General features: G+C 64.1%; 24 protein-coding genes and 1 pseudogene. 5 read left to right on the plus strand and 20 right to left on the minus strand.

The genetic code is table 11. From position 1 onward, the window contains the following. Positions 1–232 precede the first annotated feature (232 nt). On the plus strand, positions 233–1,492 hold the full coding sequence (locus AB688_RS24245; protein ID WP_081255315.1) for an MFS transporter: 1,260 nt from the start codon (positions 233–235) through the stop codon (positions 1,490–1,492). Between the two features lie 112 nt (positions 1,493–1,604). Here AB688_RS24245 and AB688_RS26655 read toward each other — a convergent pair. The 3 genes and pseudogenes from AB688_RS26655 to AB688_RS26940 form a co-directional block, all read right to left on the minus strand. Beyond that, a pseudogene (locus AB688_RS26655) lies at positions 1,605–1,883 on the minus strand (integrase core domain-containing protein); the annotation flags it as partial. A gap of 203 nt (positions 1,884–2,086) precedes the next feature. Further along, a complete protein-coding gene (locus tag AB688_RS24250; protein ID WP_063546157.1) occupies positions 2,087–3,640 on the minus strand; it encodes a GMC family oxidoreductase in 1,554 nt (517 codons plus the stop codon). 18 nt (positions 3,641–3,658) lie between these two features. Continuing rightward, complete coding sequence (locus AB688_RS26940; protein ID WP_155738236.1) at positions 3,659–3,820, minus strand: hypothetical protein; 162 nt, start codon at positions 3,818–3,820, stop codon at positions 3,659–3,661. 344 nt (positions 3,821–4,164) lie between these two features. On the opposite strand from AB688_RS26940, the gene AB688_RS24255 reads away from it, so the two are divergent. Beyond that, positions 4,165–4,650, plus strand: coding sequence for a hypothetical protein (locus tag AB688_RS24255; RefSeq protein ID WP_063546158.1), 486 nt, complete (start codon positions 4,165–4,167; stop codon positions 4,648–4,650). Positions 4,651–4,709: 59 nt separating this feature from the next. On the opposite strand, the gene dctM is transcribed toward AB688_RS24255, so the two are convergent. The 8 genes from dctM to AB688_RS24295 form a co-directional block, all read right to left on the minus strand. Continuing rightward, a complete protein-coding gene (gene dctM, locus AB688_RS24260; protein WP_063546159.1) occupies positions 4,710–5,993 on the minus strand; it encodes a C4-dicarboxylate TRAP transporter large permease protein DctM in 1,284 nt (427 codons plus the stop codon). Beyond that, positions 5,993–6,625, minus strand: coding sequence for a TRAP transporter small permease (locus tag AB688_RS24265; RefSeq protein WP_063546160.1), 633 nt, complete (start codon positions 6,623–6,625; stop codon positions 5,993–5,995). Before AB688_RS24265 ends, dctM begins: the two co-directional genes overlap by 1 nt. Before the next feature lie 70 nt (positions 6,626–6,695). After that, complete coding sequence (locus tag AB688_RS24270; protein WP_054895249.1) at positions 6,696–7,694, minus strand: TRAP transporter substrate-binding protein; 999 nt, start codon at positions 7,692–7,694, stop codon at positions 6,696–6,698. A 618-nt stretch (positions 7,695–8,312) separates the two neighbouring features. Then, the gene (locus tag AB688_RS24275; RefSeq protein ID WP_063546161.1) at positions 8,313–9,140 is read right to left on the minus strand and encodes an HpcH/HpaI aldolase/citrate lyase family protein; all 828 of its coding nucleotides are present in this window, start codon (positions 9,138–9,140) and stop codon (positions 8,313–8,315) included. A 19-nt stretch (positions 9,141–9,159) separates the two neighbouring features. Then, positions 9,160–10,359 (minus strand): CaiB/BaiF CoA transferase family protein, encoded by a 1,200-nt coding sequence (locus AB688_RS24280; protein ID WP_063546162.1) that lies wholly within the window; start codon positions 10,357–10,359, stop codon positions 9,160–9,162. A gap of 20 nt (positions 10,360–10,379) precedes the next feature. Continuing rightward, positions 10,380–11,729 carry an MmgE/PrpD family protein gene (locus tag AB688_RS24285; protein ID WP_063546163.1) on the minus strand — a complete coding sequence of 450 codons (1,350 nt, stop codon included), beginning with the start codon at positions 11,727–11,729 and terminating at the stop codon, positions 10,380–10,382. A 10-nt stretch (positions 11,730–11,739) separates the two neighbouring features. Continuing rightward, positions 11,740–12,903, minus strand: a complete 1,164-nt coding sequence (locus AB688_RS24290; RefSeq protein ID WP_063546164.1) for an acyl-CoA dehydrogenase family protein — start codon at positions 12,901–12,903, stop codon at positions 11,740–11,742. A 30-nt stretch (positions 12,904–12,933) separates the two neighbouring features. Continuing rightward, on the minus strand, positions 12,934–13,773 hold the full coding sequence (locus AB688_RS24295) for an FAS1-like dehydratase domain-containing protein (RefSeq protein ID WP_063546886.1): 840 nt from the start codon (positions 13,771–13,773) through the stop codon (positions 12,934–12,936). 126 nt (positions 13,774–13,899) lie between these two features. Between AB688_RS24295 and AB688_RS24300 the strand changes: the two genes are divergently transcribed. Next, positions 13,900–14,817, plus strand: coding sequence for a LysR family transcriptional regulator (locus tag AB688_RS24300; RefSeq protein WP_063546165.1), 918 nt, complete (start codon positions 13,900–13,902; stop codon positions 14,815–14,817). A 214-nt stretch (positions 14,818–15,031) separates the two neighbouring features. Here AB688_RS24300 and AB688_RS24305 read toward each other — a convergent pair whose 3' ends face one another. The 3 genes from AB688_RS24305 to AB688_RS24315 are packed head-to-tail and all read right to left on the minus strand — an operon-like array spanning position 15,032 to position 16,751. Beyond that, the gene (locus AB688_RS24305) at positions 15,032–15,658 is read right to left on the minus strand and encodes a hypothetical protein (protein ID WP_196759875.1); all 627 of its coding nucleotides are present in this window, start codon (positions 15,656–15,658) and stop codon (positions 15,032–15,034) included. Then, positions 15,651–16,301: a hypothetical protein gene (locus tag AB688_RS24310; RefSeq protein ID WP_063546167.1), complete on the minus strand. Its 651-nt coding sequence runs from the start codon at positions 16,299–16,301 to the stop codon at positions 15,651–15,653. The genes AB688_RS24305 and AB688_RS24310 overlap by 8 nt, the downstream gene beginning before the upstream one ends. A 3-nt stretch (positions 16,302–16,304) precedes the next feature. Next, entirely contained in the window at positions 16,305–16,751 is a 447-nt protein-coding gene (locus AB688_RS24315; protein WP_063546168.1) for a hypothetical protein, read from the minus strand. A gap of 177 nt (positions 16,752–16,928) precedes the next feature. On the opposite strand from AB688_RS24315, the gene AB688_RS24320 reads away from it, so the two are divergent. After that, positions 16,929–17,873, plus strand: coding sequence for a helix-turn-helix transcriptional regulator (locus AB688_RS24320; RefSeq protein ID WP_063546169.1), 945 nt, complete (start codon positions 16,929–16,931; stop codon positions 17,871–17,873). A gap of 132 nt (positions 17,874–18,005) precedes the next feature. After that, entirely contained in the window at positions 18,006–18,467 is a 462-nt protein-coding gene (locus AB688_RS24325) for a hypothetical protein (RefSeq protein ID WP_054895259.1), read from the plus strand. Between the two features lie 241 nt (positions 18,468–18,708). Here the strand turns inward: AB688_RS24325 and AB688_RS24330 are convergent, their stop codons facing one another. The 6 genes from AB688_RS24330 to ydcS form a co-directional block, all read right to left on the minus strand. Then, on the minus strand, positions 18,709–19,665 hold the full coding sequence (locus AB688_RS24330; protein ID WP_063545967.1) for an IS110 family transposase: 957 nt from the start codon (positions 19,663–19,665) through the stop codon (positions 18,709–18,711). 360 nt (positions 19,666–20,025) lie between these two features. Next, entirely contained in the window at positions 20,026–21,450 is a 1,425-nt protein-coding gene (locus tag AB688_RS24335) for a gamma-aminobutyraldehyde dehydrogenase (protein ID WP_063546170.1), read from the minus strand. A gap of 35 nt (positions 21,451–21,485) precedes the next feature. After that, a complete protein-coding gene (locus AB688_RS24340) occupies positions 21,486–22,292 on the minus strand; it encodes an ABC transporter permease (RefSeq protein WP_063546171.1) in 807 nt (268 codons plus the stop codon). After that, the gene (locus AB688_RS24345; protein WP_063546172.1) at positions 22,282–23,232 is read right to left on the minus strand and encodes an ABC transporter permease; all 951 of its coding nucleotides are present in this window, start codon (positions 23,230–23,232) and stop codon (positions 22,282–22,284) included. The genes AB688_RS24340 and AB688_RS24345 overlap by 11 nt, the downstream gene beginning before the upstream one ends. A gap of 1 nt (position 23,233) precedes the next feature. Beyond that, entirely contained in the window at positions 23,234–24,259 is a 1,026-nt protein-coding gene (locus AB688_RS24350) for an ABC transporter ATP-binding protein (protein WP_063546173.1), read from the minus strand. Positions 24,260–24,401: 142 nt separating this feature from the next. After that, positions 24,402–25,547 (minus strand): putative ABC transporter substrate-binding protein YdcS, encoded by a 1,146-nt coding sequence (ydcS, locus tag AB688_RS24355; protein ID WP_054895268.1) that lies wholly within the window; start codon positions 25,545–25,547, stop codon positions 24,402–24,404. Between the last annotated feature and the right edge of the window lie 28 nt (positions 25,548–25,575).

The following is a 25,575-nucleotide window of genomic DNA, read 5'->3' on the forward strand; positions in this document are numbered from 1 at the left end:
TGACCAAGGCCGTGATCGCCCCCGCGGCGTCTGACGGTAGCAATACAACGGCGCCACTTCTGGCGAATGCTGCTGTCGGCGCGCTATGCCATCGGTACCGGCGGCAAGATCGTGATGGCACAGGCGAACCCCGATTACGGGGCCGCCCTGAGTCGACTACGACGCTTGCGACCATCGTTTCACTTAACGTGCCCGGCAACGGCTGAATTACAGACCACCAAAAGGAGCTTTCATGATGGATACAGTGAATCAACCAGACGGCGTAGCTCTATCTGCGCCCGCCGTCGGGCCCGACCAGAGCTTGGGCTGGCGCAAGCTATTGATTCTGGCGGCGGGGGCGTTCGCTGTGGGCACCTCCGAATTTCTGATGATGGGAACGCTGCCCGCCGTTGCTGCAGACCTTGGTGTCTCAGTAGCGGCTGCCGGCCAGCTGGTTTCAGCATTCGCGATAGGCATTGCGGTGGGAGGCCCGCTGCTGGCGGGCGCCGTGAGCCGCTATGACCGGCGAAAGGTGCTGGTCGGCGCGCTGCTGGCCTTTATGGCGGCCAATGCTGTGGGAGTCATCGCGCCTGTATACAGCCTGGCGATCGTGATGCGCTTCGTGGCGGGGGCTTTCGGCGGCCTGTTCTATGGGATCGCCTTTTCCACCGCGGCCACGACAGCGGCGCCGAACCGCCAAGGCGCGGCGATGGCGATTGTGATGGGCGGGGTCACGATGGCCACCGTACTGGGCACGCCGCTGGGCGCTTGGATTGGCCAACACTTGGGTTGGCGCACGCCATACGGCCTCATCTCGGCTCTGACATTCGGAGTCGCCGCCGCGGTCCACTTGCTGTTACCGCGCATTCCCGGACAGGCCAATTTAGGTTCGGGAGTCAAGGGCGCTATCGACGGGATCCGCTCGCTGTTCTCGGTATTCGACAACCGCCCTCTAACGCTTCTGTACCTGGCGATCATCCTTGTAAACACTGGCTGGTTCGCCTTATACACTTATATAGCGCCATTTTGGACCGAAGTTAGCGGTGTATCCGCCGCCACGGTGCCGACCGCGCTGCTCGCATATGGCATCTTTTCCGCTATCGGCGGGGCAGCGGGTGGCAAACTCGCGAACGGTCATGCGACCACTACCATGCTGGGATCGGTAGGGGCGCAAGCTATCCTGCTTGGTGCGATGATGTTCAGCACGACCGCTACGGTGTCGCTCGTGATCGCCATGCTGTGGGGCTTCGCAGCATGGGTGTTCGTCACGGCCGTACAAGTGCGCGTGGTTGCACTCGCTAGGGCGCAGTCCGATGTCGCCTCGTCGGTCGCAGTCTCCGCCTTCAACGTCGGTAATGCGGCCGGCGCATTGGCCGGGGGCGCTGTTGTTGCCCATTACGGCCTTGTCGCAACCCCGGCTGCTGCCGCGGGATTCGTGCTTGCGGGCCTGGCGATAGCACTGTTCTCCGGGCGGCGCCCCGCGGCTGCCGAGCGCCTTGAGCAAGGTTCTTAAAGCACCGCTGCGAAATTGAGTCGGGCACGGTCCTTCTGCTGGCCTCAGGATCCAAGCTTGGATGCCCCGGTGTGGTGTTTGACCATTTCTCGATGGCAACACCTTGTAGTGGTCAACTCATCCCGGACACGGTTTTGAGTTTTTCTTCAGCTTTCGCCGGCGCCAGTCCATCGTTGAACTAATGAGGTCGGATCCAGTTGTAGTGGCTCATCAGGTATTGGCCAACGTCTCGTTGAACTTGTTGCCCGGTGAGGTAGCCCGTGGTCGGTATCCACTCTGATTTCAAACTGCGAAGTACACGCTCCATCGATGCATTATCCCAGCAGTTCCCTCGGCGGCTCATGCTCTGGCGAATGCGGTAGCGCCACAGTCTCTGGCGCAACTGACGGCTCATTCACCGTCACTACGCAACGATCGGTGAAGTTCACAAGATCCAGTCCCGGCAGCCAGGGGCTGGATTGGCACGGCAGTTGGCCATCAGCACTTGGCCGAGTTCAAGACGTGGCTGGAAGACTGAATGTCCGCGCGCGCCGACACAGAATGCCAACAGCGCACGCCCCCCGTCCCCTCGAAAGCTGCGTATCAGCAGACCCCTTACAACACCGCTCGACTGCCCATCAAAAGGTCCGCCCCGCGCTCTCCAATCACCACACAAGCCGCCATCGTATTCCCCACGGTGATCCGCGGCATCACCGAAGCATCCACCACTCGCAACCCGCTCACCCCGTAAACCCTCAACGCGCGATCCACCACCGCCCTCTCATCCCGGCCCATCTTCGCCGTCCCGCACTGGTGCCAGAAACTCACCGCCGAGTTGCGCAAGAATCGCTCCATTCCCTGCTTATCCCGCGGTCCAGGTACGACCTCTCCGCTCACCAACCCGGCAAACGCACGGTGGTTCCCCAACTCCCTGCACAACTCGACCGAAGCCAACGCGGCGGCCATGTCCTCCGGCGCACTCAAGGTGTTCGGCTCGATCAGCATCCTGTCCAGCACACCAGCGCCCGAAAGCCGCAACTGCCCGCGGCTGACGGGCCTGGCCAAGCCGGCGAACATCGTCCACCCCTGCGCGGGCGCAGCGATGCCGACCTCGGGGGGTGAAGGTACGGCGAATTCCAGTTGGCAGTGCAGCAAGTCCGGTGCGTCCAGGCGGGCGTCGCTCTTCCAGTACAGGGTCGCCTCGCAACCTCCGCCGCCGACTGGCTGCGGCTGCGAGTACGCCCAGGTGCAGCCGAAGGCGACGTGGTCCTGGTGGTTCTGCCCCACGCCTGGCAATGGGTTGAGCAACGGGATGCCGTGCGCGCGTAGCTCGTCTTCCGGGCCGATGCCGGACTGCATCAACACCTTGGGGGTGTTCACCGCGCCCATCGACAGGATCACTTCACCCGTCACGTAGAAACGCTGCAGTTGGCCTTCGACCACGACCTCGACACCTATCGCCTTACGGCCATCGAACAACACGCGAGCCACCAGCGCCTGCGTGAGGATGTGCAGGTTCGGGTTGTGCAGCCGTGGCACGATATAAGCGTCGTACACCGAGTCACGCTTGCCTTCCTTGATGCGCAGGTCAGCGATGGCGACGCCGCCGGGGCCTTCCATCATCTCACCGTTGGGGCTGTCGAAACGGGGGATGCCCAGTTGGCTGGCGGCCTCCAGGGTGGCCAAGGCGAGGGGCTGGGGCGCGCGAGGTTGAGCGACGTGCACGGGGCCGGTCGAGCCGCGACGCAGGCCGTCGGGCTGGCCTTGCCAGCTTTCGATGCGGCGGTAGTAGCCGAGCACCGATTCGTAGCCCCAGCCGGAGTCGCCGCTTTCCTCGGCGAAGTGGTCCCAGTCAGTGCGGTGTCCGCGCGCCCACACCATCACGTTGATGCTGGAGCCGCCCCCGAGCCCCTTGCCCATGTTCAACCCCATGCGGCGGCCGTTCAAGGCGGGGTTGGGTTGGGCCTCGAACCCCCAGTCGCGCTCGGAACCGAGGTTCGCCGGCCATTGCGCGGGGTCGGTGACCTGCGGGCCGGTGTAGGCACTGCCGGCTTCGATTAGCAGGACCCGGGCGCCGGGCTGGTCGGCAAGGCGGGCGGCGACCACGCACCCCGAGGTGCCGGCGCCACAGACGATGAAATCGTAAGTGTGATCAGTCAGTTGCTGCATGCGTTCAGTGCCTGAGTGTCAGTAGGGACCGAAGATTCTGCTGCGCAGCATGCCGCACCGGTATCGGTCGATTATCCGACCCGGCGCAGGGCGCGCCGGCAAAAAGAAAGGCACGTAGGTCATCAGCAGCAGCAGCAGCAGCAGCAGCAGCAGCAGCAGCAGCAGCAGGATGACAGCCACGGAGTGAATTGGTACAGCAGGTGGTCATCAGCAACCTGGCCGAGCTCAAGCCGTGGCTGTATGACTGAATGCTGCTCCCCTGCCGACACAGGGTGCTGGCTTTGTGAATGCTCGTAGCCGACTCAATCCAAATGCAAACAAAAGCGCTGAATATAGAAGCCCTACAGGCCACCAGCAACTGACAAGTCTGCCAGTTGCCGGCCCTGTTATTCCTCACCCAACATGGACCCCAAGCCTGTAGGGCGGGTAGGTCTCCTTCTTGTTTGGCCTGGCATACAACCGGCCCTCATGCGTTCGTCGTTATCCAAACCGAAACTCAGAGGTTCGCCCCTCAGGAGCACAAGATGACCAAGATGAATGAGCTTTATGAGAGCCGCAAGATCTCCTACATCACTGATTCTTTTAAAGACCTGAAACCCGGCAGTACACTCGAAGGTGAAGTGCAAAGGCCGGGATACACGCTCACGCTGAATCCCAATACCAGCGATGCCACGTTCATGGTGATCGACCGCGACGGTAATAACAGCCTTGTGGTCTTCGGAAATAACGGGCATTGGCCGGTTGAGGCGTCCTTTGAACTGACCTTCGACAATCCCACAAACTATGTAGCGCTGGAATGCTTCTCTTCTTCCTGGGGCTATAGCCGTGTGGTCATCTATGACAAAGACGGCAACCCGCTGCACGATGCCCCTGTCAATGTCGGAACCGTTGTGAAGTATTCCGGCCCCGGTATCTATCGAGCAGTCTACGAAGGCACCGTGGAAGAGTTCGGACTGACGATGCGTTTGATCTCCGTCACCCATGGACTCGCCCAGATCAAGGGCTCCTGAGTGCTGCGGCCCGAAGGCGCTGACATCGCCAGCGCCTTCGGGCCGAGAAGCCACCTCCCCTACGGCATCCCCAACCACTCCGGCAACGCCAGCGAAATAAACGGCACATACGTCACCAGCACCAGGAACAACAACAGAATCGACAGCCACGGCAACGCCGCACGAATCGTCTGCCCCAGCGTCAACCCAGTCACCGCGCTGGTCACGAACAGGTTCAACCCCACCGGCGGATGCACCAGGCCGATCTCCATGTTCACCACCATCACGATCCCCAGGTGAATCGGGTCGATGCCCAGCTTCATCGCGATCGGGAAGAAGATCGGCGCCAGGATCAGGATGATCGCCGAGGGCTCCATGAAGCTCCCCGCCACCAGCAGCACCACGTTGACCATGATCAGGAAGCCGATCGGCGTCAGGCCTTCGGAGAGCACCCACTGGGTGATCTGCTGGGGAATCTGCTCGGTAGTCAGCACGTGGGCGAAGAGCATGGCGTTGGCGATGATGAACAGCAGCATGATGGTCAGGCGGCCGGACTCGAGCAGCACCTTGGGGCAATCACTCAGGCGCATGTCCTTGTAGACGAACAGCGCGATGAACGCCGAGTACACCGCCGCCACGGCCGCGGCTTCGGTGGGGGTGAACATGCCGCTGTAGATGCCGCCGAGGATGATCACCAGCAGCAACAGGCCCCAGAACGCCCGACGTGCGGTGCGCAGCCATTCGGCGAAGCTGGCACGCGGCTGGGCGGGGAGTTTCTTGATGCGGGCGACGATGTAGATGGTCACCATCAGGAAGACGCCCAGCAGGATCCCGGGTATCACACCGGCCATGAACAGCTTGCCGACCGAGGTTTCGGTGGCGGCCGAGTACACCACCATGACGATCGATGGCGGAATGAGGATGCCGAGGGTGCCGGCGTTGCAGATGATCCCGGCGCCGAACTCCTTCGGATAGCCCGAGCGCACCATGCCGGCCACGGCGATGGAGCCGACTGCGGCGACGGTGGCGGGCGAGGAGCCGGACAGCGCGGCGAACAGCATGCATGCCAGCACTGCGGCAATGGCCAGGCCGCCGCGGATGTGGCCGACGCAGGCGTTGGCGAAGTCGATCAGACGTTGAGCAACGCCGCCGGTGGTCATGAACGCGCCCGACAGCAGGAAGAACGGGATCGCCAGGAAGGTGTAGCTGTCGGAGGTTTCGAACAGCTTGATCGCCAGCGAGCTGAGCGAGTCCTGGCTGAACAGCAGGATCGACACCGCGCCCGACAGGCCAAGGGAAATGGCGATCGGCACGCCGAGAAACATGAACACGAACAGCAGCAGGAACAGGCAGATAACGGTCATCAGTGTGACTCCTCGCCCGGGTTGGCCAGTTTGCTCGCTTCCGCTGCTTCATCCGCGAGGCCCAGACTGGTCTGGCGGTGGGTGAAGATGCGGTAGAGGATTTCCAGGTAGCGCACGATGATCAGGGCGAAGCCGAACGGCACGATCAGCGCGATATGGCCGATCTTGATGCCGTAGCGGTCGAGGTCTTCGGCACCGATACCGGCGACGAACACCGCGTTCACCCACTTGATGCTGGCGACCAGGAACAACCCGGCGTAGGCCAGGCAGCAGGCGCAGGCGATCATCGCCAGGATGCGTTGCACCGGCTTGCGCGCGCGCCGCACCAGCACATCGACGCCAAGGTGGCCGGCGGTGCGCACGCCGTAGGCAATACCGAAGAAGATCAGCCAGCCGAACAGCGCCTTGGTCAGGGCGATGCTCCAGGTCATTTCCTGGGCGTAGCCCATGAGGTGGTCGCCGATGCCGAGCATCAGCTCGCTGGCGAAGCTCCAGTGGTCGCTGAGGGTATAGAACAGGGTGTAGAGGTTGTTCAGCGCCACATAGATGAAGGTGATCAAGGTCATGGCTGCCAGGAGGAAGGCGATCATGCCCTCCTCGAAGTGCTCCCAGACGCGTCTGATCCTGTGCATGGGCATTCTCCGGACAGAAGGAAGCCGGGCCACCTGCGCTGCAGGTGGCCATGGGTGATGGGGGCGACGATCAGGACGGCTTGTTGGCGTCGTCGGCAGCCTTGATGAGGTCGGCGCCGATCTGGTCGGAGAACTTGTCCCACACCGGGCGCATGGCTTCACGCCACTGGGCGCGCTGCTCTGGCGTCAGCGGGTCGATCTCGCTGGTCTTGGCGTCGATGATCTTCTGCCGGGAAGCCTGGTTGAGTTCCTCGGCCTGCTTGTTCACCTCGACGGTGACCTTGTCCATGATCGTCTGCAGCTCGCCGCGCACGTCTTCAGGCAGGCTGTTCCAGAACTTGGCGTTGGTGATCACCATGTAGTCGATCAGGCCGTGGTTGGTCTCGGTGAAGAACGGCTGGACTTCGTTGACCTTCTGGCTCTCGTAGTTCGACCAGGTGTTCTCGGTGCCGTTGACGGTACCGGTCTGCAGGCCCTGGTAGACCTCGGCGAAGCTCATCTTGCGCGGGTTGGCGCGGATGGCCTTGAACTGCTCCTCGAGCACGCTGGAGGCCTGCACGCGGAACTTCAGGCCGCGGGCGTCCTTGGGCAGGATCACCTTCTTGTTCGCCGACAGCTGCTTGAGGCCGTTGTGCCAGTAGGCCAGGCCACGGATGCCCTTGTCTTCCATCGAGGTCAGCAGCGCCTTGCCCTGCGGGCCTTGCTGGAAGCGGTCGACGGCGGCGAGGTCGTTGAACAGGAACGGCAGGTCGAACAGCTGCACCTGCTTGTTGTAGTGCTCGAACTTGGCCAGCGACGGCGCGAGCATCTGCACATCGCCCAGCAGCAGGGCTTCCATCTCCTTGCCATCGCCGAACAGCGAGGAGTTGGGGTAGACCTCGACCTTGACCTTGCCCTTGAGCTGCGGGTCGGCCTCGACCAGTTTCTGGAACATCAGCGCGCCCTGGCCCTTGGGCGTGCTGTCGGCCACGACGTGGGCGAACTTGATGATCACAGGATCGGCAGCCTGGGCGAGCCCGGCCATGGACACGGCGGCGGCGCACAACAGCGCCTGGGTCAGCTTCAACATCGGTGTCACCTTTTATTGTTGTTGGAAGGGGTCAGCAGGGAAGCGTTGCCAAGGGTACGATGGCCCAATCGGGCGTGTTTCGAGAATCAGCTTTTGTGTAAGCCCGCGTTTGGCTGGGGTGAACGCTCCTGGATGGGTGGGGGATGGCACCGGCTATGCCGGTGATCGCGGGACGAGCCCGCTCCCACAGATACATCAGTGGGTATGGCACCGGCTTTGCCGGTATTCGCGGGCAAGCCCGCTCCTACAGATGCATCAGTGGGGATGGCACCGGCTTGGCCGGTGTTCGCGGGCAAGCCCGCTCCTACAGATACATCAGTGGGTATGGCACCGGCTTTGCCGGTATTCGCGGGCAAGCCCGCTCCTACAGGTACAGCGTTGAGCCCAGAGTCAGCGCTGTAGCTGCCACTGTCTTGTTCAAAGTCTTAAACCAGCCCAGCTCCTGTGGGAGCGGGCTTGCCCGCGAAAAGGACACCGCGGTGTCGGGCACCGGCTTTGCCGGTGTTTGCGGGACGAGCCCGCTCCTACAGGGATTGGGCTGGCTTTTAGATTTTGATCAAGACAGTTGCACCCACAAATGCATCGGTGGGGATGCCGCCGGTTTGCCCCGCGAAAGGCCTAGGTGCTTTCGGCCAATGCCAATAGCCGCTGCGCCCGCAACAGCACCGGCGCATCGATCATCTGCCCATCGAGCTGGAACGCCCCGGCCCCCTTGGCCGCCACACTGGCGTCCACCACCCGCCGTGCCCAGGCCAGCTCTTCGCTGCTCGGCGCCAGCACGCCATGAATCAACGGCACCTGGCTGGGATGGATGCACAGCGCCCCGCCATAGCCCATGTCATAGGCATGGCGCATGGCCCGCTGCTGCCCTTGCGGGTCGCCAATGGCCGGAAACACGCCGTCCAGCGGCGGCGCCAGGTCGGCGCCGCGTGAATGCAGTTGCACCGCCATGCGCGCCTGGTCAAGAAAGCGCTGGGCCGAGGCGCTGTCGGTGTTGAGGTTCAGGTCCAGCGCCAGGTCCAGGCTGCCGAACGACAAACGCTCGACCCCCTCGGCACCGGCAATGCGCTCCAGTGCCAGCAAGCCCTTGGCCGTCTCGATGATCGGCAGCACCGGTTTGCCAGTGCGCGCAGCGACTGCGACCTGGGCGGCATTTTCCACCTTGGGCAGTAGCACGGCGCTGACGCCGGACTGCTGCGCACAGAACGCCAGGTCATCGGCATGCCCGGCATGCTCCGGGGCGTTGACCCTGACCCACACCCGCGCCTGCGGATGGGCTGCAAGAAAGGCCGCGAGATTATCACGCGCCTGAAGCTTGAGCGGCTCCTCGACGGCATCCTCGAAATCGACGATAACGGCATCGGCGCCCGCAGCCAGGGCCTTGCCAAAACGCTCGGGACGGCTGCCCGGCACGAACAGCGCCGAACGGACGATGGTTTGCGGCATCAGCAATCACTCCTTGTCATCAAACGACACCAGCAGCCGCCAGTCGGGCCTGGTCGTCGGCCGAGAAACCCAGCTCCTCGAGGATCGCCGCGCTGTGCTGCCCCAATCCCGGCACCGGGTCCATGCGCGGGGTAAAGGCGGCATTGCGCCCCGGCGGCAGCAACGACGGCAGCTTGCCAGCCGGGCTGTCGACCTCGCGCCAGCAGTCGCGGGCCTTGAGCTGCGGGTGCTGCCAGACGCCCTGCATGTCGTTGACCCGGGCGTTGGCGATCTGCGCGTCTTCGAGACGTGCCACCACCTCATCCAGCGACAGTTCGGCGAAGCCGTCGATGATGATCTGGCGCAGCACCTCGCGGTTCTCCGAGCGCCGGAAGTTCGCGGAGAAACGCGCATCGCTGGCCAGCGCCGGGTCGAGCAGGACCTTTTCACAGAACAACTGCCATTCCCGCTCATTCTGCAGCCCGAGCATGATGGTGCCGCCACCGCCGGTGGGGAACGGCCCGTACGGATAGATGGTCGAGTGCGAAGCGCCGGCCCGCGGTGGTGGCGGCGCGCCGTTGTAGGCGTAGTACATCGGGTAGCCCATCCATTCCACCAGGCTCTCCAGCATCGATACGTCGATGCGGCTGCCGATACCAGTCTTGTCACGCAGCAGCAGCGCCGACAGCACGCCGGTGTAGGCATACATACCGGCAGCGATATCGGCGACGGAGCATCCGGCCTTGGCCATCTGCTCGTCGCCCGGCCCGCCGGTCACCGAGAGGAAGCCGCCCTCGCTCTGGATCAGCAGGTCGTAGGCCTTCTTCTTCTCGTACGGGCCACCTTCGCCGTAGCCGGAAATATCACAGACGATCAGCCGCGGAAAACGCGCGTGCAGGGCCTCGAACGACAACCCCATGCGCGCCGCCGCACCTGGTGCGAGGTTCTGCACCAGCACATCGGCCTTGGCCAGCAATGCCTGGAGGATGTCGTCGGCCTCGTCCTGCTTGAGGTCCAGGGTCAGGCTCTGCTTGGAGCGGTTGGTCCAGACGAAGTGCGAGGCCAGGCCATCGACACGCTGGTCGTAGCCACGGGCGAAGTCGCCGCTGCCGGGGCGCTCGATCTTGATCACGCGCGCGCCCAGGTCCGCGAGTTGGCGGGTGCAGAACGGCGCGGCGATGGCATGTTCCAGGCTGACGACAGTGATGCCGTCCAAGGGGCGGGGAGCGGATTGGGTCATGGCAAATTCCTGTTCGGTGTTCAATGCAGGTCCGCCAGCGACTGCGCGTCACGCAGTTGCCAGACGCGCTCGATCAGCGCACGGCCCTCGGCCTCGCTGCGCTGCCCGGCATAGGCCAGCAGGCGCTGGAACTTGGCCTCCAGCTCCGGGCGCGACAGGGTATTGCCGGGGTCGCCCTTGGGGTCGTCGATGGCCGCGCTGAACTGCCGGCCATCGACGCAGCGCACCTCGACCCGCCCCAGCCAGCGCGCTGGATAGGCACCGTCCACTTCGGGGTCCAGTTGCATGCGCACCTTGTCGCGGAACGTGGCGATGCGCGGGTCGGTCAGTGCCAGGTCGCGGAACTCCAGCAACTGCGCGCTGCCGTGCACGGCGATCAGGCCCAGCACCGTGCCCATGGAGAACTTGGCCTGGTGCACGGTGCTCGGCGTGGTCACCCGCCCCAGCACATCGATGGCGCCCTGGTGCACGCGGGTGATGACTTCAGCGATCTGCTCATGGCCCAGCCCCTCGCGCTGCATCAGGTGCAGCAGCGCGTCAGCCGCCGGGTGGGTGTGACGGCACGAGGCGTGGAACTTGAACGAGGTTTCCGCCAGCGCCCAGCGCGTGCCGAGCCGGTCGGAGAGCCGCGCAGGGTCGGCGTCACTGGACATGCCCGCAGCCATGCCCTGGTCACCTTCGAGAATGTTGCGCGCCCCGCTCAGGCCATCGGCGGTGAGGTAGGCGGCAAGCAGGCCGTCGGCGGCGGCCTTGGCAGTGTGCAGTTGCTTGGAATCGGCGGCGTCGCGCAGAAACTCCCACAGCCCTGCAGCCTGGGTACCGGCGCTGCCGAGCAGGTTGATGAACTGCTCCTGGTTGAAGTCCAGCAGCTTGCCCACGCCCACAGCGGCAGCCAGGGTGCCGACCGTGGCGGTGGTGTGGAAGATCCGATAGTGCGAACGGCCAAGGAATTCGCCGATGCGAATGCCGGCTTCGTAGCCAGCCACCGAGGCCAGCAGCAGGTCCTGGCCGGACTTGCCCAGGTCTTGCCCGGCCGCCAGCACGGCGGAGAACACTACGGTGGCCGGGTGCAGCACGGAGCTGTTGTGCAGATCGTCCTGCTCGACCAGGTGCGAGGCGGCGCCGTTGACCAGCGCGGCGAAATAGGCCGAGGTGCGCCGGCCATTGGTCAGCACCCGCGCACGGCCTGACGAGGGCCCCATGCGCTCGGCGTAACGCTCGAACAGCGGGATCGGGTGCGATCCCTGGCTGGCCAGGGCCGAGCCGAGCCAGTCGAGGAACAGGTCTTCGGTGCGGTCCAGCACGCTGCCGGGGATGGCCTCATAGCGCAGGTCGGCCAGGAAGCTGGCCAGGGCTTGGGTATCACGCATGGTCGGCTCCTCAGAAGCTGCGCGGCAGCTCGAGCAAATGCTCGGCCACGTACGACAGGATCAGGTTGGTGGAGATCGGCGCCACCTGGTACAGGCGGGTCTCGCGGAACTTGCGCTCGACGTCGTATTCGTTGGCAAAGCCGAAGCCGCCGTGGGTCTGCAGACAGGCATTGGCCGCTTCCCACGAGGCCTTGGCCGCGAGGTACTTGGCCATGTTCGCCCCCGCCCCGGCGTTGGCGCCGCTGTCGTATTCGGCGCAGGCGCGCCAGCGCATCAGGTCGGCGGCCTCGATCTCGATATGGGCTTCGGCGATGGGGAACTGCACCCCCTGGTTCTGCCCGATCGGGCGACCGAACACCACGCGGTCGCGGGCGTACTGGCTGGCCTTTTCGACGAACCAGCGCCCATCGCCGATGCACTCGGCGGCAATCAGCGTGCGCTCGGCGTTCAGGCCGTCGAGGATGTAGCGGAAGCCTTTGCCTTCCTCGCCAATCAGGCTGGTGGCCGGGATTTCCAGGTTGTCGAAGAACAGCTCGTTGGTCTCGTGGTTGACCATGTTGGCGATCGGCTGCACGGTCAGGCCGTTGCCGATCGCTTCACGCAGGTCGACCAGGAAAATCGACATGCCTTCGGATTTCTTCTTCACCTCCGGCAGCGGCGTGGTGCGCGCCAGCAGGATCATCAGGTCCGAATGCTGCACGCGCGAGATCCACACTTTCTGCCCATTGATCACGTACTTGTCGCCCTGGCGCACGGCAGTGGTCTTGATCTTGGTGGTGTCGGTGCCGGTGGTCGGCTCGGTCACGCCCATCGACTGCAAGCGCAGCTCGCCACTGGCAAGCTTGGGCAGGTAGAACCGCTTCTGCTCGTCGCTGCCGTTTCGCAGCAAGGTGAACATGTTGTACATCTGCCCGTGGATGGTGCCGGAGTTGCCGCCGCAGCGGTTGACCTCCTCGAGAATCACCGACGCCTCGGCCAGGCCCAGGCCTGATCCGCCGTACTCCTCGGGGATCATCGCCGACAGCCAGCCGGCATCGGTCATGGCCTTGACGAAGGCTTCCGGAAAACCTTTTTCTTCATCGATCCGGCGCCAGTATTCGGCGGGGAATTCGGCGCACAGGGCGCGCACGCCCTCGCGGATGGCATTGAGGTCATCGCTGTCGTAGCTGTGCATGTGTGGACTCTCTGCGAAGGCTTGAGGAAGTCAGTCGAAGGTCACTTCGGCGCTCTGTGCAGTGCCGTCGGCGTTGCCGGCCCACAGCCGCGCCTTGCCAGGTGCTTCGATGCAGCCACTGACCTGGAACGCTGCAGGCAGGGTCAGCGGCCGCACACCGCGGTAGGCGAAGTGGCGCACGGGCTTGTCGGGGTGGGCCCGCACGAAGGCGCGCAGGTTGAGGGTGGCGATCATCGGGCCATGCACCACCAGGCCGGGGTAGCCTTCGGTCTCGGTGACGTAGGGGTGGTCGTAGTGGATGCGGTGGCCGTTGAAGGTGATCGCCGAGTAGCGGAACAGCAACGTCGGCGTCGGGGTGATGGTTTCGCTCCACTCACCCACCTCGCTCGGCGTGCCGCTGCCGCGCTTGGGCGGGTTGGGCTCGCGGTAGACGATGTCCTGCTCCTCGCGGATGCACAGGCGGCCGTCCTGGGAGTAGTCGTGGCGCACGGTGACGAACAACAGTGCGCCGGTGCGTCCGTGCTTTTCTTCGATGTGCAGGATGGTCGACAGGCGGTGGGCTTCACCGCCGACTTTCAGCGGCGCGATGAACTCGACCCGCCCGCCAGCCCACATGCGGTTGCGGTTGTCGGCCGGTGGCAGGAAGCCGCCACGGGCAGGATGACCGTCGCTGCCCAGTTGCGGCTCTGGCAGCGGCTCCTGGAAGAAGCACCAGGTCCACAGGTGCGGCAGCGCGTCGCCATGGCCTGGCGCGGCCTCGCCGAAGGTCGCGGCAATGCGCTTGACCAGGTTGCGGCTGAGCACATCCCAGGCCTCTTCGGTGCGGCCGATCCAGGCACTGAAGTCGGTGGGCGAAGTCGAAGCAGTCATGAGCATGGGCCTCTGCATTTGTTGTTATGGGCCGATCATGCGAGGCGCCCGGCATTCTGTGAATTTGCATTTGCGTAAACCAGCGTTCATAAATGCCGAACGCCTCTGCTACGACAGGACTCCCCCATGCACTTCGACCTGGCTGACTTGCGGCTCTTCATCCACATCGGCGAATCGCCGAGCCTCACCCAAGGTGCGCGCCGTGCGTTTCTCTCCCCCGCCGCAGCCAGCGCGCGGATCAAGGCCCTCGAGGCGCAGCTCGACACCCGCCTGCTGTACCGCGACAGCCGTGGCGTGGAGCTGACGCCCGCCGGTCAGAAACTGCTGACCCATGCGCGCCTGATCATGCGTCAGGTGGAGTACCTCAAGGCCGAGTTCACCCAGTTCGGCACCGATTCGGCCGGGCACATCCGCATCTTCGCCAACACCACTGCGGTGACCGAGTTCCTGCCCGAAGTGCTGGCCGGGTTTCTCGCCCAGCGGCCGGGTGTGACGGTCGACCTGCAGGAGCGGCTGTCACGCGATATCGTGCGCGGGGTGCTCGATGGCAGCAGCGACATGGGCATCATCGCCGGGCCCGTGGAGGCGGCCGGGCTGCAGGTGATGCGCTTCAGTACCGACCGGCTGGTGCTGATCGTGCCGGCCGGTCACGAGCTGGCGGGCCGCAAGCAGGTGACGCTCAAGCAGACCCTGGCCTACCAGCACATCGGCCTGCATGACGGCAGCACCTTGCTGACCTTCTTGCGCGATCACGTCGAGCGTATTGGCCAGAGCCTGGCGCTGCGGATCCAGATGTCGAGCTTCGAGGCGATCTGCCGGATGGTCGAGGCCGGCGTGGGGATCGGGATCATCCCCGAGTCTTCGGCGATGCGGCACAGCCACACCATGAACCTGTTGACCATCGAGCTGGATGAGCCGTGGGCAGTGCGTGAGCGCAGCATCCTGGTGCGCGAGCTGGATGCATTGCCGGGGACGGTACGGGCGTTGATCGCGACCTTGATGCCGCAAGCGGATGGCACCGACGCTGACGGTGTTCGCGGGTGACCCTGTGCGATTGGACTGACCTTTGGATTTTGAACAAGACAGTTGCCTTCACAGCTGCGGGGGGCTTTTGTGGGAGCGGGCTTGCCCGCGAAAAGGACACCGCGCTGCCTGGCACGGGCTACGCCCGTGTTCGCGGGCAAGCCCGCGCCTACAGGGATTGGGCAGGCTTTGGGGTCTTGAACAAGACAGTTGTTCCCCCAAAGCTCCCTCAAGATCACATCCCCAACTGCCCCAGCGTGCGCCGCGCCTGGGCTGCTTCCATGCAGACATACAGCCGGTCGGTCAGCGCCTGCAGATCGACGCGCCGCCCGTTCACCACCGGCGTGCACACCCACAACTTCACCCGCAAGCCACCGGCCACTGGCCACGCATCCGGCGCCACCAGTGACTTGAAGCAGGCCGGCGCGAGCTGCGGTGCACGGCTGATGGCTGCCAGCGAAAACACCAGCGTCATGCTCAGATGACGCTGGTAGATTTCGAACCCATCGAAACAGTACAAGGGCGTCGGCGCGTGCGAGTTGGCGAACAGCACAGAGTCGTCAGTCACACTCAACACACACTTGCCATGTCTTCGGCGCAGCCCCTCGGCGAGCGCCAGCCCAGCCACGCCGGCAACCAGCAGCAGCACGCCAGGCCCCCACAGCAACCAGTGCCCGGATTGCATCTGCCACTGCGCAGGCAAACTGGCCAGCCAGCCGCCGACCACCACCAGCGAAAACGCCAGCAACCCACAGGCCAGCGCCTTGCCACGCGAGGATTCGTGCAGCGCCCATGGCTTGCAGGACTCCTCCGCGTGAGCCCTGAGCCAGGCCAGCAAGGTTTCCCGGTCGGTGTCAGCCATGAACCTGCAGGGCATCCAGTTGCTGCTGTGCACAGGCGGCGTCGCGGTAGGCACCCAGCAGCGCGGCGATTTCATCGCAGTCCAGCTTGCGCCCACCGGTCATCAGCCCGGCAGAGTGGATGCGTACATGCGGCTCGGGTTTGTTCAGCGCCATGGCCTGGTTGCCGAATACCTGCAACCTCGCCACATGGTGCGTGGGCAGATGGGCGTGAGAGTCGAGCGTGAGTTTCTGCAGGGTCAGCAGCCCTTCGTCCTTGACCAGGATGTCCTGCACCTCGGCCATTTCGATCGGCGCATCGAGCGTATCGACGAACAGCTGGCGACGGGTCAGGCGCATGAACACCTGCTTGCCCGCGTCCCGGTGCTGCCAGGTGACGAGCAGGGAAAACACGACCAGGAAGCCAGCGCATACCGTCAGCCCGGTTCGCCCCATGTTGATGGCCATCGCCAGCATGCCCAGCGATACCAGCAACATGATCGGGCCCCACAGCTTGTAGCGTCGGGAGTTGGTGAATTCGGTCTGCTCAGGAACTCGCTCGATCATCAGACGCAGTTCGGCGATCACGCGGTCGCGCTGGGCCGCTCGGGACTGGCCGTACTCATCGGGAGAAAGGGAGGGATCAGGGTGTTGTGGCGTGTTCATGGCTTACTCGTTACGGGCATTGAGGTAATCGGTCAGGAACGCCTGGGCGTTGCCCTGTTCGGACAGGGCCTGCGAGTAGCCGATCTTCAGCGCCTGGGCTTCGCCCGGCAGGTACAGTTCGCTGGCGCTCCAGCTGTCCGAACCCTGGATCACCAATGCAGCGAACTTCTGGCCGTCGACCGTGGTGTAGTAGCGGGTCAGCTTGTCGGTCTTCTCGACTTTCATCTTCTGGATGCGCATGTTCCAGTCGTGGTCGACGCCCTCGACCTGCACCAGCGCCTCGTTGGCGCTGCGCTCACCGATACGCAGGGTCCAGACCTTCACGCCCTGCTCGCCGGCATACGCCACGACCTTTTCGGCCACCGATGGACGCTCCTCGGCCTGGGCCATGGCGCCCACAAGCGCCAGCGCTGCGACCATGCCGGCCGCCCATCTGCGATGAATCGACATACTGCTTGCTCCTCGAAATTCTGGGGCCTTGTATTGAAAGGGGCATGGGCCAGCCTGCCAACCGGCCTGGCCGCTGCGCACAACAAACAGGCCGTCGCGCACAATGGCTGACGCCCGAGGCGTGTTCGCGTTAACATTCCGCCACCCGCCACGACACCCTATGGACAGGCTTGGCAGATGGAACACTGGACCCCTTACCTGGACATGCAGTTCAGCTTCGACCGCCCAGGCTCGCTGGCCCAGGCGGGCGTCCTCGACAGCGCCGCCAGCCACGTCATGGGCAGTGCGATCGGTCATTACCGCGCCCACACCGTGCGTGCGCACCTGCAGTACTTCGACTGCGACCTGCAATTTCCCGAGCCGCTGCGCATCCACAAGGTGTTGCCCGACAGCCTGTGCCTGGTGCACATGCTCAGCGGCCAATGGCAGCACCGGGTCGACGGCCAGCTCAACCACTACCTCACCGGCAAGACCTATGCGCTGGGCCTGAGCGAGCACATGGAAGCCTTCGACCAGTTGCCCGCCGACAGCCACGCGCGCATGGCCGGGTTGCGCGTCGGTGCCGACTATCTGCGCGAACTGGCCGAGGAAGATCCGCACCTGCAATCCTTGATCGGGTTGCTCGACGACGGCATGAAATTCACCGATTTCGAGCGCTGCCCGGCGCTGGGTCGCCTGCTGCAGCAGCTCTACCATTCGCCCTACCACGGCACGCTCAAGCGCCTGCATCAGGAAAGCCTGAGCCTGGCCGTGCTGGTGGAGCTGGCCACGCACCTCGGCAACCGCCCGCTGGCGCCTGCGCCGACGGTTCGCGGCCAGCGCGACCTGGCCCATGAGGCGCGACGCCTGCTCGACCTGAACCTGGTCGACCCGCCCGGCAGCCTGGCGCTGGCCCGACAGCTAGGGGTGGGCGAAACCACCCTGCGCCGCGCCTTCGCCAAGGTGTTCGGCCAGTCGATGCTGCAGTACCTGCGCCAGCAGCGCATGGAGCTGGCCCGCACATTGTTGCTGCAACGCAAATGGCAAGTGGCACAGATCGCCTATCGCCTGGGCTATGCCAACCCGGCCAATTTCAGCAACGCCTACAAGGCCTACCACGGGCATCCGCCGGGTATGGAGTGATCGCCTGCGCTGTGAAAGCTGTGAGCTGTTGTGAATCGTTGTGAAGCCTCACAATACTAGCCAATTGCCCATGCTACCGTCCGGAGCCGTCATCAAGACGACCCTTTCATTTCCGTTTCGGGAGCAGCGCCAATGTCTACCATCACCCCCGCTGGTAGCGGGTCCAACACTCCAAAAGCCTCGAGCTCGGCCTTCGACAACCGCCTGGACACCGCCAAGTCGAGCCAGGTAATCGCCGATTACATGCGCCAGACCGGCAAGTCGGCCATCACCAAGGACGAACTCGACAAGCTGGCCGACAACAAGTCAGGCAACGTGCCGGCCAATGTGTCGGATGCGGCGAAATACATGCAGCGCCACCCGGATGTGTTCACTGCCATCGAAACCCATGACGTACCCGGCGCCGACAACCTGTCCGGGGTGTGGAACTTCGATTGGGCGGCCAAGGGCGGCCTGGCCGGCACCCCGACCGACGCCATCGCCAAGATGCAGGACACCTTCGACCTGGCGATCGAGAAGTCGGCGAAGATCACTGAAGTGACCACAGGCAAGAAAGCCGAGCTGGATGCGACCAAGCAGCGGCCAAGCAACTGATTCAAGGCGGTATGCGGGTTATCCCCTGCTGCCGCTCAGTACCTTGTGGGGACAACTGTGTTGTTCACACTCTAAGGCCAACCCAATCCCTTGTGGGAGCAACTGTCTTGCTCAAAATCTAAAGACCAGCCCAATCCCCTGTGGGAGCGGGCTTGTCCCGCGAACACGGGCGTAGCCCGTGCCAGGCAGCGCGGTGTCTTTTTCGCGGGTAAACCCGCTCCCACACGTACGGCGTTCGGATTTACGCCGGTGTTGCGCTCTTGCACTGAGGCAATTCCACATCCTGCCAGGGGGTGCCTGTTCTTAGCATCGCATTGAGTCGTACGATGAAAACTCTCATGCAGGCCACAATCGCGACCTTGGCTGCCTTGCCCCTTTCACGCAGTGCTTGGTACTTCGCCTTGAGCGAGGGGTTTTGCCTTACGGCCACCAAACACGACATGTACAACGCGCACCTTATCCCGAAACGGCCTCCCGAGATCGAGCGCTTGCCTACGGATGTTCCACTGTCGTGATTGAAAGGTGCCACCCCAACCAGCGAGGCTATTTCTCGGGCCTCCACATGGCCCAACTCCGGCAGCAGCGTCACAAGCTTCCCAGCCGTCACCAGCCCGATACCTTTGACCTGGACTAGTTGAGCAATTCGTTCATCACCCAGCCCTTCGGCATGCAGCTTGAGCTCATGCTCAATCTGTCTGATCTGAGACCTGAAGTGCTGGAGGTTGGACTTCAGGAAGCGAGCGACCACCTCAGACTGAGCCTGTTTCAGGCGCCGCCGGTCGTCGTCTCGCTGCTGGACCAGACGATCACGCTGCTGCAGCAGCTCGCGCAGCAACGCCCTCTGCGGACTGACCTGCAGAGTAGGTTTATCGGGGATAACTTCGGCGAAATGCGCCAATACCGCTGCATCGATGGCGTCGGTCTTGGCTTTGATATTCATGGACTCGGCAAACGACCTGGCTCGCCTAGGGTTTACGCGAATGACCTTGTAGCCAGCGCTCTGCAGAAAGCTCAGCACCTCACGCTCGTATCCGCCTGTCGCCTCCAGCAGGACACGCTTGACCTTGAGGCCTCGAAGGCTCTTCTCCAATACCTCGAACCCTGCCTGATCGTTGGTGACATTGATCTTGAGGCTCTGGGGACGCACCGCTATGTCCAGCGTGCGACTAGAAACATCGATACCCACAAAGGAAACCATCACCAAAATCTCCTAGACTCAACAGAGTGAGAGGACTTTGGCTTGGCCCACGCTTGTGATTCGAGATCAAGGCCGCATCCAACTGTTCGGGCTCTCGCCAAAGTGGAACGGTGAATGGCAGCTTGTGCTCCCACTCGTGCTCAAGGCACACGCGGCATTCAGCTTGCCATTCACCGCTCTCACTCCAGATTCTAATCCCCTATCAAGACACAAGCGGCGGTTCGGCGCTCCGACTGGTCCCGCGAACACAAGCGTAGCCCGTGCCAGGCAGCGCGGTGTCTTTTTCGCGGGCAAGTCGGGACGCCGAACCGCCGCTCCTACAGGGATTGGGCTAGCTCCCAGGGATGCCCCCAACGCCGATCAGTGCTTGATCATCACATGCCGAATGGCTGTGTAATCCTCCAGCCCATATATCGACATGTCCTTGCCATACCCGGACAACTTCACCCCGCCATGGGGCATTTCGCTGACCAGCATGAAATGGGTGTTCACCCAGGTGCAGCCATACTGCAAGCGCGCCGCCAGCCGGTGCGCGCGGCCAACGTCCTGAGTCCACACCGACGACGCCAGCCCATAGTCCGAGTCGTTGGCCCACTCCAACGCCTGGGCCTCGTCGCTGAACTCGGTCACCGACACCACCGGCCCGAAGATCTCGCGCCGCACCACTTCATCGTCCTGCTGCGCGCCGGCCAATACCGTCGGCTCGAAGAAGAACCCCGCCCGGTCGGCTCGCTTGCCGCCAGTGGTGACCTGGATATGCGGCACCTGCCGCGCCCGCTCGACGAAACCGCTGACGCGCTCCAGGTGCTGCTGGGTGATCAACGGTCCCAGTTCGGTCTCGGGATCGTCCTGCTCGCCAAGGCGGATGCTCGCCACCGCCGCCGTGAGCTTGTCGACGAAGGCCTGGTACACACCCTTCTGCACATACAACCGGCAGGCCGCCGTGCAGTCCTGCCCGGCGTTGTAGAAGCCGAACGCACGGATACCTTCGACTGCGGCATCGATGTCGGCATCGTCGAAGATGATCACCGGCGCCTTGCCGCCCAACTCCATGTGCATGCGTTTCACGGTATCGGCAGTGCCGGCGATGATGCGGCTGCCGGTCGCCACGGAGCCTGTCAGCGAGACCATGCGCACCTTGGGATGGGTCGTCAGCGGCTCGCCCACGCTCGGGCCTCGGCCGAACACCAGGTTGACCACACCCGCCGGGAAGATGCCCGCGATCAGCTCGCCCAGGCGCAGGGCCGTCAGTGGCGTCTGCTCGGACGGCTTGAGCACCACGGTATTGCCCGCCGCCAAGGCCGGGCCAAGCTTCCAGGCGGCCATCATCAACGGGTAGTTCCACGGTGCGATCGACGCCACCACACCCACCGGGTCGCGGCGGATCATCGAGGTGTGCCCCGGCAGGTACTCACCCGCCGCCGAGCCCTGCAGCACACGGCTGGCGCCGGCGAAGAAGCGGAACACATCGGCCACTGCCGGCAGTTCGTCGTTCAGCGCAGCCTGGTAGGGTTTGCCACAGTTGTTCGACTCCAGCCGCGCCAGCTCTTCGGCATGCGCATCGATGGCATCGGCCAGCTTGAGCAACAGCAGCGAGCGATCCTTGGGGGCGGTCTGGGACCAGCCTTCGAACGCCGCGTCGGCTGCGCGCACGGCGATGTCGACCTGGGCCGGCGTGGCTTCGGCAATTTCCACCAGGGTGGTGCCGAGCGCCGGGTTGAGCACGGCGAGCGACTCGCCTTCACCGGCGACCAGTTGGCCGTTGATCAGCAGTTTGGTTTGCATGAAGCGCTCCTTTTCTCAGGTTCTTGTTCGCGTGTTCACTTGCCGCTGCCGGCAACGCCTTCGCCACCCTTGGTCAGGTAGTAGGCGCCCAGGATCGGCAGCATGGTCACCAGCATGACCAGCATCGCCACCACATTGGTCACCGGCACATCGCGCGGGCGACCGAGCTGGTTGAGCAGCCAGATCGGCAAGGTGCGTTCATGACCGGCGGTGAAGGTGGTGACGATGATTTCGTCGAACGACAGGGCGAACGCCAGCATGCCGCCAGCCAGCAGCGCCGAGCCGAGGTTGGGCAGGATCACGTAGCGGAAGGTCTGCCAGCCGTCGGCGCCCAGGTCCATCGAGGCTTCGATCAGGCTGTGCGAGGTGCGCCTGAAGCGGGCGATGACGTTGTTGTAGACGATCACCACGCAAAAGGTCGCGTGCCCGACGACGATGGTCATGAAGCCGGGCTCGATGCCCAAGGTCTTGAATGCCGACAGCAACGCAATGCCGGTGATGATGCCGGGCAAGGCGATCGGCAGGATCAGCATCAGCGAGATGCTTTCCTTGCCGAAGAAATCACGCCGGTACAACGCAGCCGCCGCCAGCGTGCCCAGCACCATGGCGATCAGCGTGGCCAGGGCGGCGATCTTCACCGACAGGGTCACGGCATCGAGCACGTCCTGGCGGGCAAACGCCACACTGAACCAATGCAGGGTGAAGCCCTGCGGTGGAAAGCTGAACGCGGCCTCTTCGGTGTTGAAGGCGTACAGGAAGATGATCAGGATCGGGAAGTGCAGGAACACCAGCCCTCCCCAGGCCGCAAGCTTCAGCCCCCAGGACGCTTTTTCAGAGTGCATCGAAGGCCCCCAGGCGTTTGACGATGGACAGGTAGACGGCGATCAGCACGATCGGCACCAGGGTGAAGGCCGCGGCCATGGGCATGTTGCCGATGGCGCCCTGCTGGGCGTAGACCATGCCGCCGATGAAGTAGCCCGGCGGCCCGACCAGCGACGGCACGATGAAGTCGCCGAGGGTGAGGCTGAAGGTGAAGATCGAGCCCGCGGCGATGCCTGGCACCGACAGCGGCAGGATCACCTGCATGAAGGTCTGGCGCGGTTGCGCCCCGAGGTCGGCCGAGGCCTGCAGCAGCGACGGCGGCAGGCGCTCCAGCGAGGCCTGGATCGGCAGGATCATGAACGGCAGCCAGATGTAGACGAACACCAGGAAGCGCCCCAGGTTCGAGGTCGACAAGGTGTTGCCGCCCACACCGGGCACGCCCAGCAGCAGGTTCAGCAACGGCTCCAGGCCCAGGTGCTGGACGAACCACATGGCCACCCCGCCCTTGGCCAGCAGCAGGGTCCAGGCATAGGCCTTGACGATGTAGCTGGCCCACATCGGCAGCATCACCGCGATGTAGAAGAACGCTTTGGTCTTGCCGCTGGTGTAGCGCGCCATGTAGTAGGCAATGGGAAACGCCAGCGCAGCACTGGCGATGGACACCGCCACGGCCATCAGCACGGTGCGCTGGATGATGTCGAAGTTGGCCGGGGTGAACAGCGCGGCGAAGTTGGCCCAGGTCAGGCTCGGCGTCACCGTCATGGTGAAATCGTCGAAGGTGTAGAAGCCCTGCCACAACAACGTCAGCAACGAGCCCAGGTAGATCGCGCCGAACCACAGCAGCGGCGGCACCAGCAGCAGCGACAGGTACAGCGCCGGCTTGCGGTACAGCAGGTTGGACAGCCCGCGCAGGGCGCCGTGGCGGACTACCGGCGCCGTGGCATCGAGGGTCAGGCTCATCTCACACGCCCTCGCTCAGCGCCACCATGGCCTCGCGCGCCCAGCGGGCGGTGACGCGCTGGCCCGGCTGGTGGCTGGCCGGGCCGTCGCCCCACTGGCTGTTGGCCTGGCTCAGGCTCAGGTGCTGGCCATTGTCCAGGCGGATCTCATAGCGCGTTGCGGCGCCCTGGTACTGGATATCGTGCAGCAGGCCGCTGACCTCCACGTCGCTGGCTCCCCGTTCGCCCAAGGCGAAGCGAATGTGCTCGGGGCGAATGGAGAACGGCCGGGCATCACCGACCAGTTGGCTGGCGAGTTCGCCACGCAACACGTTGGAGGTGCCGACGAATTCGGCGACAAAGGCGGTGGCCGGTTTCATGTACAGGTTGCGTGGGGTGTCGACCTGTTCGATGCGCCCTTTGTTGAATACCGCGACGCGGTCGGATATCGACAGCGCTTCGCTCTGGTCGTGGGTGACGAAGATGAAGGTAATGCCCAGTTGGCGTTGCAGGCGCTTGAGTTCGCCCTGCATCTGCTCGCGCAGCTTGAGGTCGAGCGCCCCCAGCGGCTCGTCGAGCAGCAGCACCCGCGGGCGGTTGACCAGCGCGCGGGCCAGGGCCACACGCTGGCGCTGCCCGCCGGAAAGCTGTACTGGCTTGCGCGTGCCATAACCGCCGAGGGCGACCATCTCCAGCGCCTGCTCGGCACGCTGCAAACGCTCGGTGCGGGCCACACCCTTGACCTTCAGGCCATAGGCGACGTTGTCCAGCACGTTCATGTGCGGGAACAGCGCATAGTCCTGGAACACCGTGTTGACGTCACGCTGGTAGGGCGGCAGGCCGGCGGCTTCGAGGCCATGGATGCGGATGGAGCCTGCGCTGGGCTGCTCGAAACCTGCGATCAGGCGCAGGCAGGTGGTCTTGCCCGAGCCCGAGGGGCCGAGCATGGAAAAGAATTCGCCGTCCTGGATGTCGATCGACACCTGGTCGACGGCCTTCACCTCGCCGAACTGACGGGAGACCTGGGTGAACTGGACGGCTGGGGGCATGGTGGAGGCTCCGGGGTGAAGGGTGGTTTTGTGGTGTCGCTGCCGGCCTCATCGCGGGGCAAGCCCGCTCCCACAGGATACTTTGCAGCCCTGTGGGAGCGGGCTTGCCCCGCGATGAGGCCGGCCCAGGCAAGCGCCCGGCCTAGCGCCCGCCCATGATCGCGATGTAGTCCTGGGTCCAGCGGCTATAGGGCACGAACTTGCCACCCTCGGCCTGCGGGGTCTTCCAGAAGGCGATCTTGTCGAACTGGTCGAAACCGTTGGTCTTGCAGCCCTCGGCGCCCAGCAATTCGCTGGCCTTGCAGCCCTGCGGCACCGCTGGCAACGAACCGAACCAGGCCGCCACGTCACCCTGCACCTTGTCCTGCAGCGACCAGTCCATCCACTTGTAGGCGCAGTTGGGATGCTTGGCCTCGACATGCAGCATGGTGGTGTCGGCCCACCCGGTGACGCCCTCCTTCGGGAACACCGTGGCGATCGGCTGGCCCTCGGCCTTGAGCGCGTTGGCCTGGTAAGGCCAGGCACTGGAAGCGGCGACGCCTTCGTTCTTGAAGTCGCTCATCTGCACCGTGGTGTCGTGCCAGTAACGGTGGATCAAGGCGTGCTGCTTGCGCAGCAGGTCGAGCACGGCGGCGTACTGCTTTTCATCGAGCTGGTACGGATCGCTGATGCCCAGCGCCGGCTGGGTCGCCTTGAGGTAGAGCGCGGCGTCGGCAATGTAGATCGGGCCGTCGTAGGCCTGCACACGGCCCTTGTTCGGTTTGCCATCGGGCAGGTTCTCGGCCTCGAATACGGCTTTCCAGCTATCCGGTGCGGCGGGGAACACCTTGGTGTTGTACATCAGCAGGTTCGGGCCCCACTGGTAGGGCGTGCCGTAGGTCTTGCCATCGACGGTGTACCAGGGCGCATCGTGTAGGCGCGGGTCCAGGTTCTTCCAGTTGGGGATCAGTTTCGGGTCGATCGGCTGTACACGCTTGCCATAGATCAACCGCAGCGAGGCATCGCCCGAAGCGGTGACCAGGTCGTAGCCACCCTTGGCCATCAGGCTGACCATCTCGTCGGAGGTGGCAGCGGTCTTGACGTTGACCTTGCAGCCCGTGTCCTGCTCGAACTTGCTGACCCAGTCATAGGCCTTGTCCGACTCGCCACGTTCGATATAACCCGGCCAGGCGACGATATCGAGCTGGCCCTCGCCCTTGCCGACTTCCTTCAGGGCTTCGGCGGCCTGGAGGCTGCCACTGGCCAGGAGCGCGGTGGCGAGCCCGCTGAGCAACGCTGTCTTGTACATCGTTCATCTCCCAAATTGTTCTTTCTAT

The sequence above is a fragment of the Pseudomonas putida genome, assembly GCF_001636055.1.
Lineage (GTDB): Bacteria > Pseudomonadota > Gammaproteobacteria > Pseudomonadales > Pseudomonadaceae > Aquipseudomonas > Aquipseudomonas machongensis.

What these genes read in the sequence shown, in the direction of transcription:
- AB688_RS24245 (WP_081255315.1), top strand. Translation starts at nt 233, where the DNA reads ATGATGGATACAGTGAATCAACCAGACGGCGTAGCTCTATCTGCGCCC.
- AB688_RS24250 (WP_063546157.1), bottom strand. Translation starts at nt 3,640, where the DNA reads ATGCAGCAACTGACTGATCACACTTACGATTTCATCGTCTGTGGCGCC.
- AB688_RS24255 (WP_063546158.1), top strand. Translation starts at nt 4,165, where the DNA reads ATGACCAAGATGAATGAGCTTTATGAGAGCCGCAAGATCTCCTACATC.
- dctM (WP_063546159.1), bottom strand. Translation starts at nt 5,993, where the DNA reads ATGACCGTTATCTGCCTGTTCCTGCTGCTGTTCGTGTTCATGTTTCTC.
- AB688_RS24265 (WP_063546160.1), bottom strand. Translation starts at nt 6,625, where the DNA reads ATGCACAGGATCAGACGCGTCTGGGAGCACTTCGAGGAGGGCATGATC.
- AB688_RS24270 (WP_054895249.1), bottom strand. Translation starts at nt 7,694, where the DNA reads ATGTTGAAGCTGACCCAGGCGCTGTTGTGCGCCGCCGCCGTGTCCATG.
- AB688_RS24275 (WP_063546161.1), bottom strand. Translation starts at nt 9,140, where the DNA reads ATGCCGCAAACCATCGTCCGTTCGGCGCTGTTCGTGCCGGGCAGCCGT.
- AB688_RS24280 (WP_063546162.1), bottom strand. Translation starts at nt 10,359, where the DNA reads ATGACCCAATCCGCTCCCCGCCCCTTGGACGGCATCACTGTCGTCAGC.
- AB688_RS24285 (WP_063546163.1), bottom strand. Translation starts at nt 11,729, where the DNA reads ATGCGTGATACCCAAGCCCTGGCCAGCTTCCTGGCCGACCTGCGCTAT.
- AB688_RS24290 (WP_063546164.1), bottom strand. Translation starts at nt 12,903, where the DNA reads ATGCACAGCTACGACAGCGATGACCTCAATGCCATCCGCGAGGGCGTG.
- AB688_RS24295 (WP_063546886.1), bottom strand. Translation starts at nt 13,773, where the DNA reads ATGACTGCTTCGACTTCGCCCACCGACTTCAGTGCCTGGATCGGCCGC.
- AB688_RS24300 (WP_063546165.1), top strand. Translation starts at nt 13,900, where the DNA reads ATGCACTTCGACCTGGCTGACTTGCGGCTCTTCATCCACATCGGCGAA.
- AB688_RS24305 (WP_196759875.1), bottom strand. Translation starts at nt 15,658, where the DNA reads ATGGCTGACACCGACCGGGAAACCTTGCTGGCCTGGCTCAGGGCTCAC.
- AB688_RS24310 (WP_063546167.1), bottom strand. Translation starts at nt 16,301, where the DNA reads ATGAACACGCCACAACACCCTGATCCCTCCCTTTCTCCCGATGAGTAC.
- AB688_RS24315 (WP_063546168.1), bottom strand. Translation starts at nt 16,751, where the DNA reads ATGTCGATTCATCGCAGATGGGCGGCCGGCATGGTCGCAGCGCTGGCG.
- AB688_RS24320 (WP_063546169.1), top strand. Translation starts at nt 16,929, where the DNA reads ATGGAACACTGGACCCCTTACCTGGACATGCAGTTCAGCTTCGACCGC.
- AB688_RS24325 (WP_054895259.1), top strand. Translation starts at nt 18,006, where the DNA reads ATGTCTACCATCACCCCCGCTGGTAGCGGGTCCAACACTCCAAAAGCC.
- AB688_RS24330 (WP_063545967.1), bottom strand. Translation starts at nt 19,665, where the DNA reads ATGGTTTCCTTTGTGGGTATCGATGTTTCTAGTCGCACGCTGGACATA.
- AB688_RS24335 (WP_063546170.1), bottom strand. Translation starts at nt 21,450, where the DNA reads ATGCAAACCAAACTGCTGATCAACGGCCAACTGGTCGCCGGTGAAGGC.
- AB688_RS24340 (WP_063546171.1), bottom strand. Translation starts at nt 22,292, where the DNA reads ATGCACTCTGAAAAAGCGTCCTGGGGGCTGAAGCTTGCGGCCTGGGGA.
- AB688_RS24345 (WP_063546172.1), bottom strand. Translation starts at nt 23,232, where the DNA reads ATGAGCCTGACCCTCGATGCCACGGCGCCGGTAGTCCGCCACGGCGCC.
- AB688_RS24350 (WP_063546173.1), bottom strand. Translation starts at nt 24,259, where the DNA reads ATGCCCCCAGCCGTCCAGTTCACCCAGGTCTCCCGTCAGTTCGGCGAG.
- ydcS (WP_054895268.1), bottom strand. Translation starts at nt 25,547, where the DNA reads ATGTACAAGACAGCGTTGCTCAGCGGGCTCGCCACCGCGCTCCTGGCC.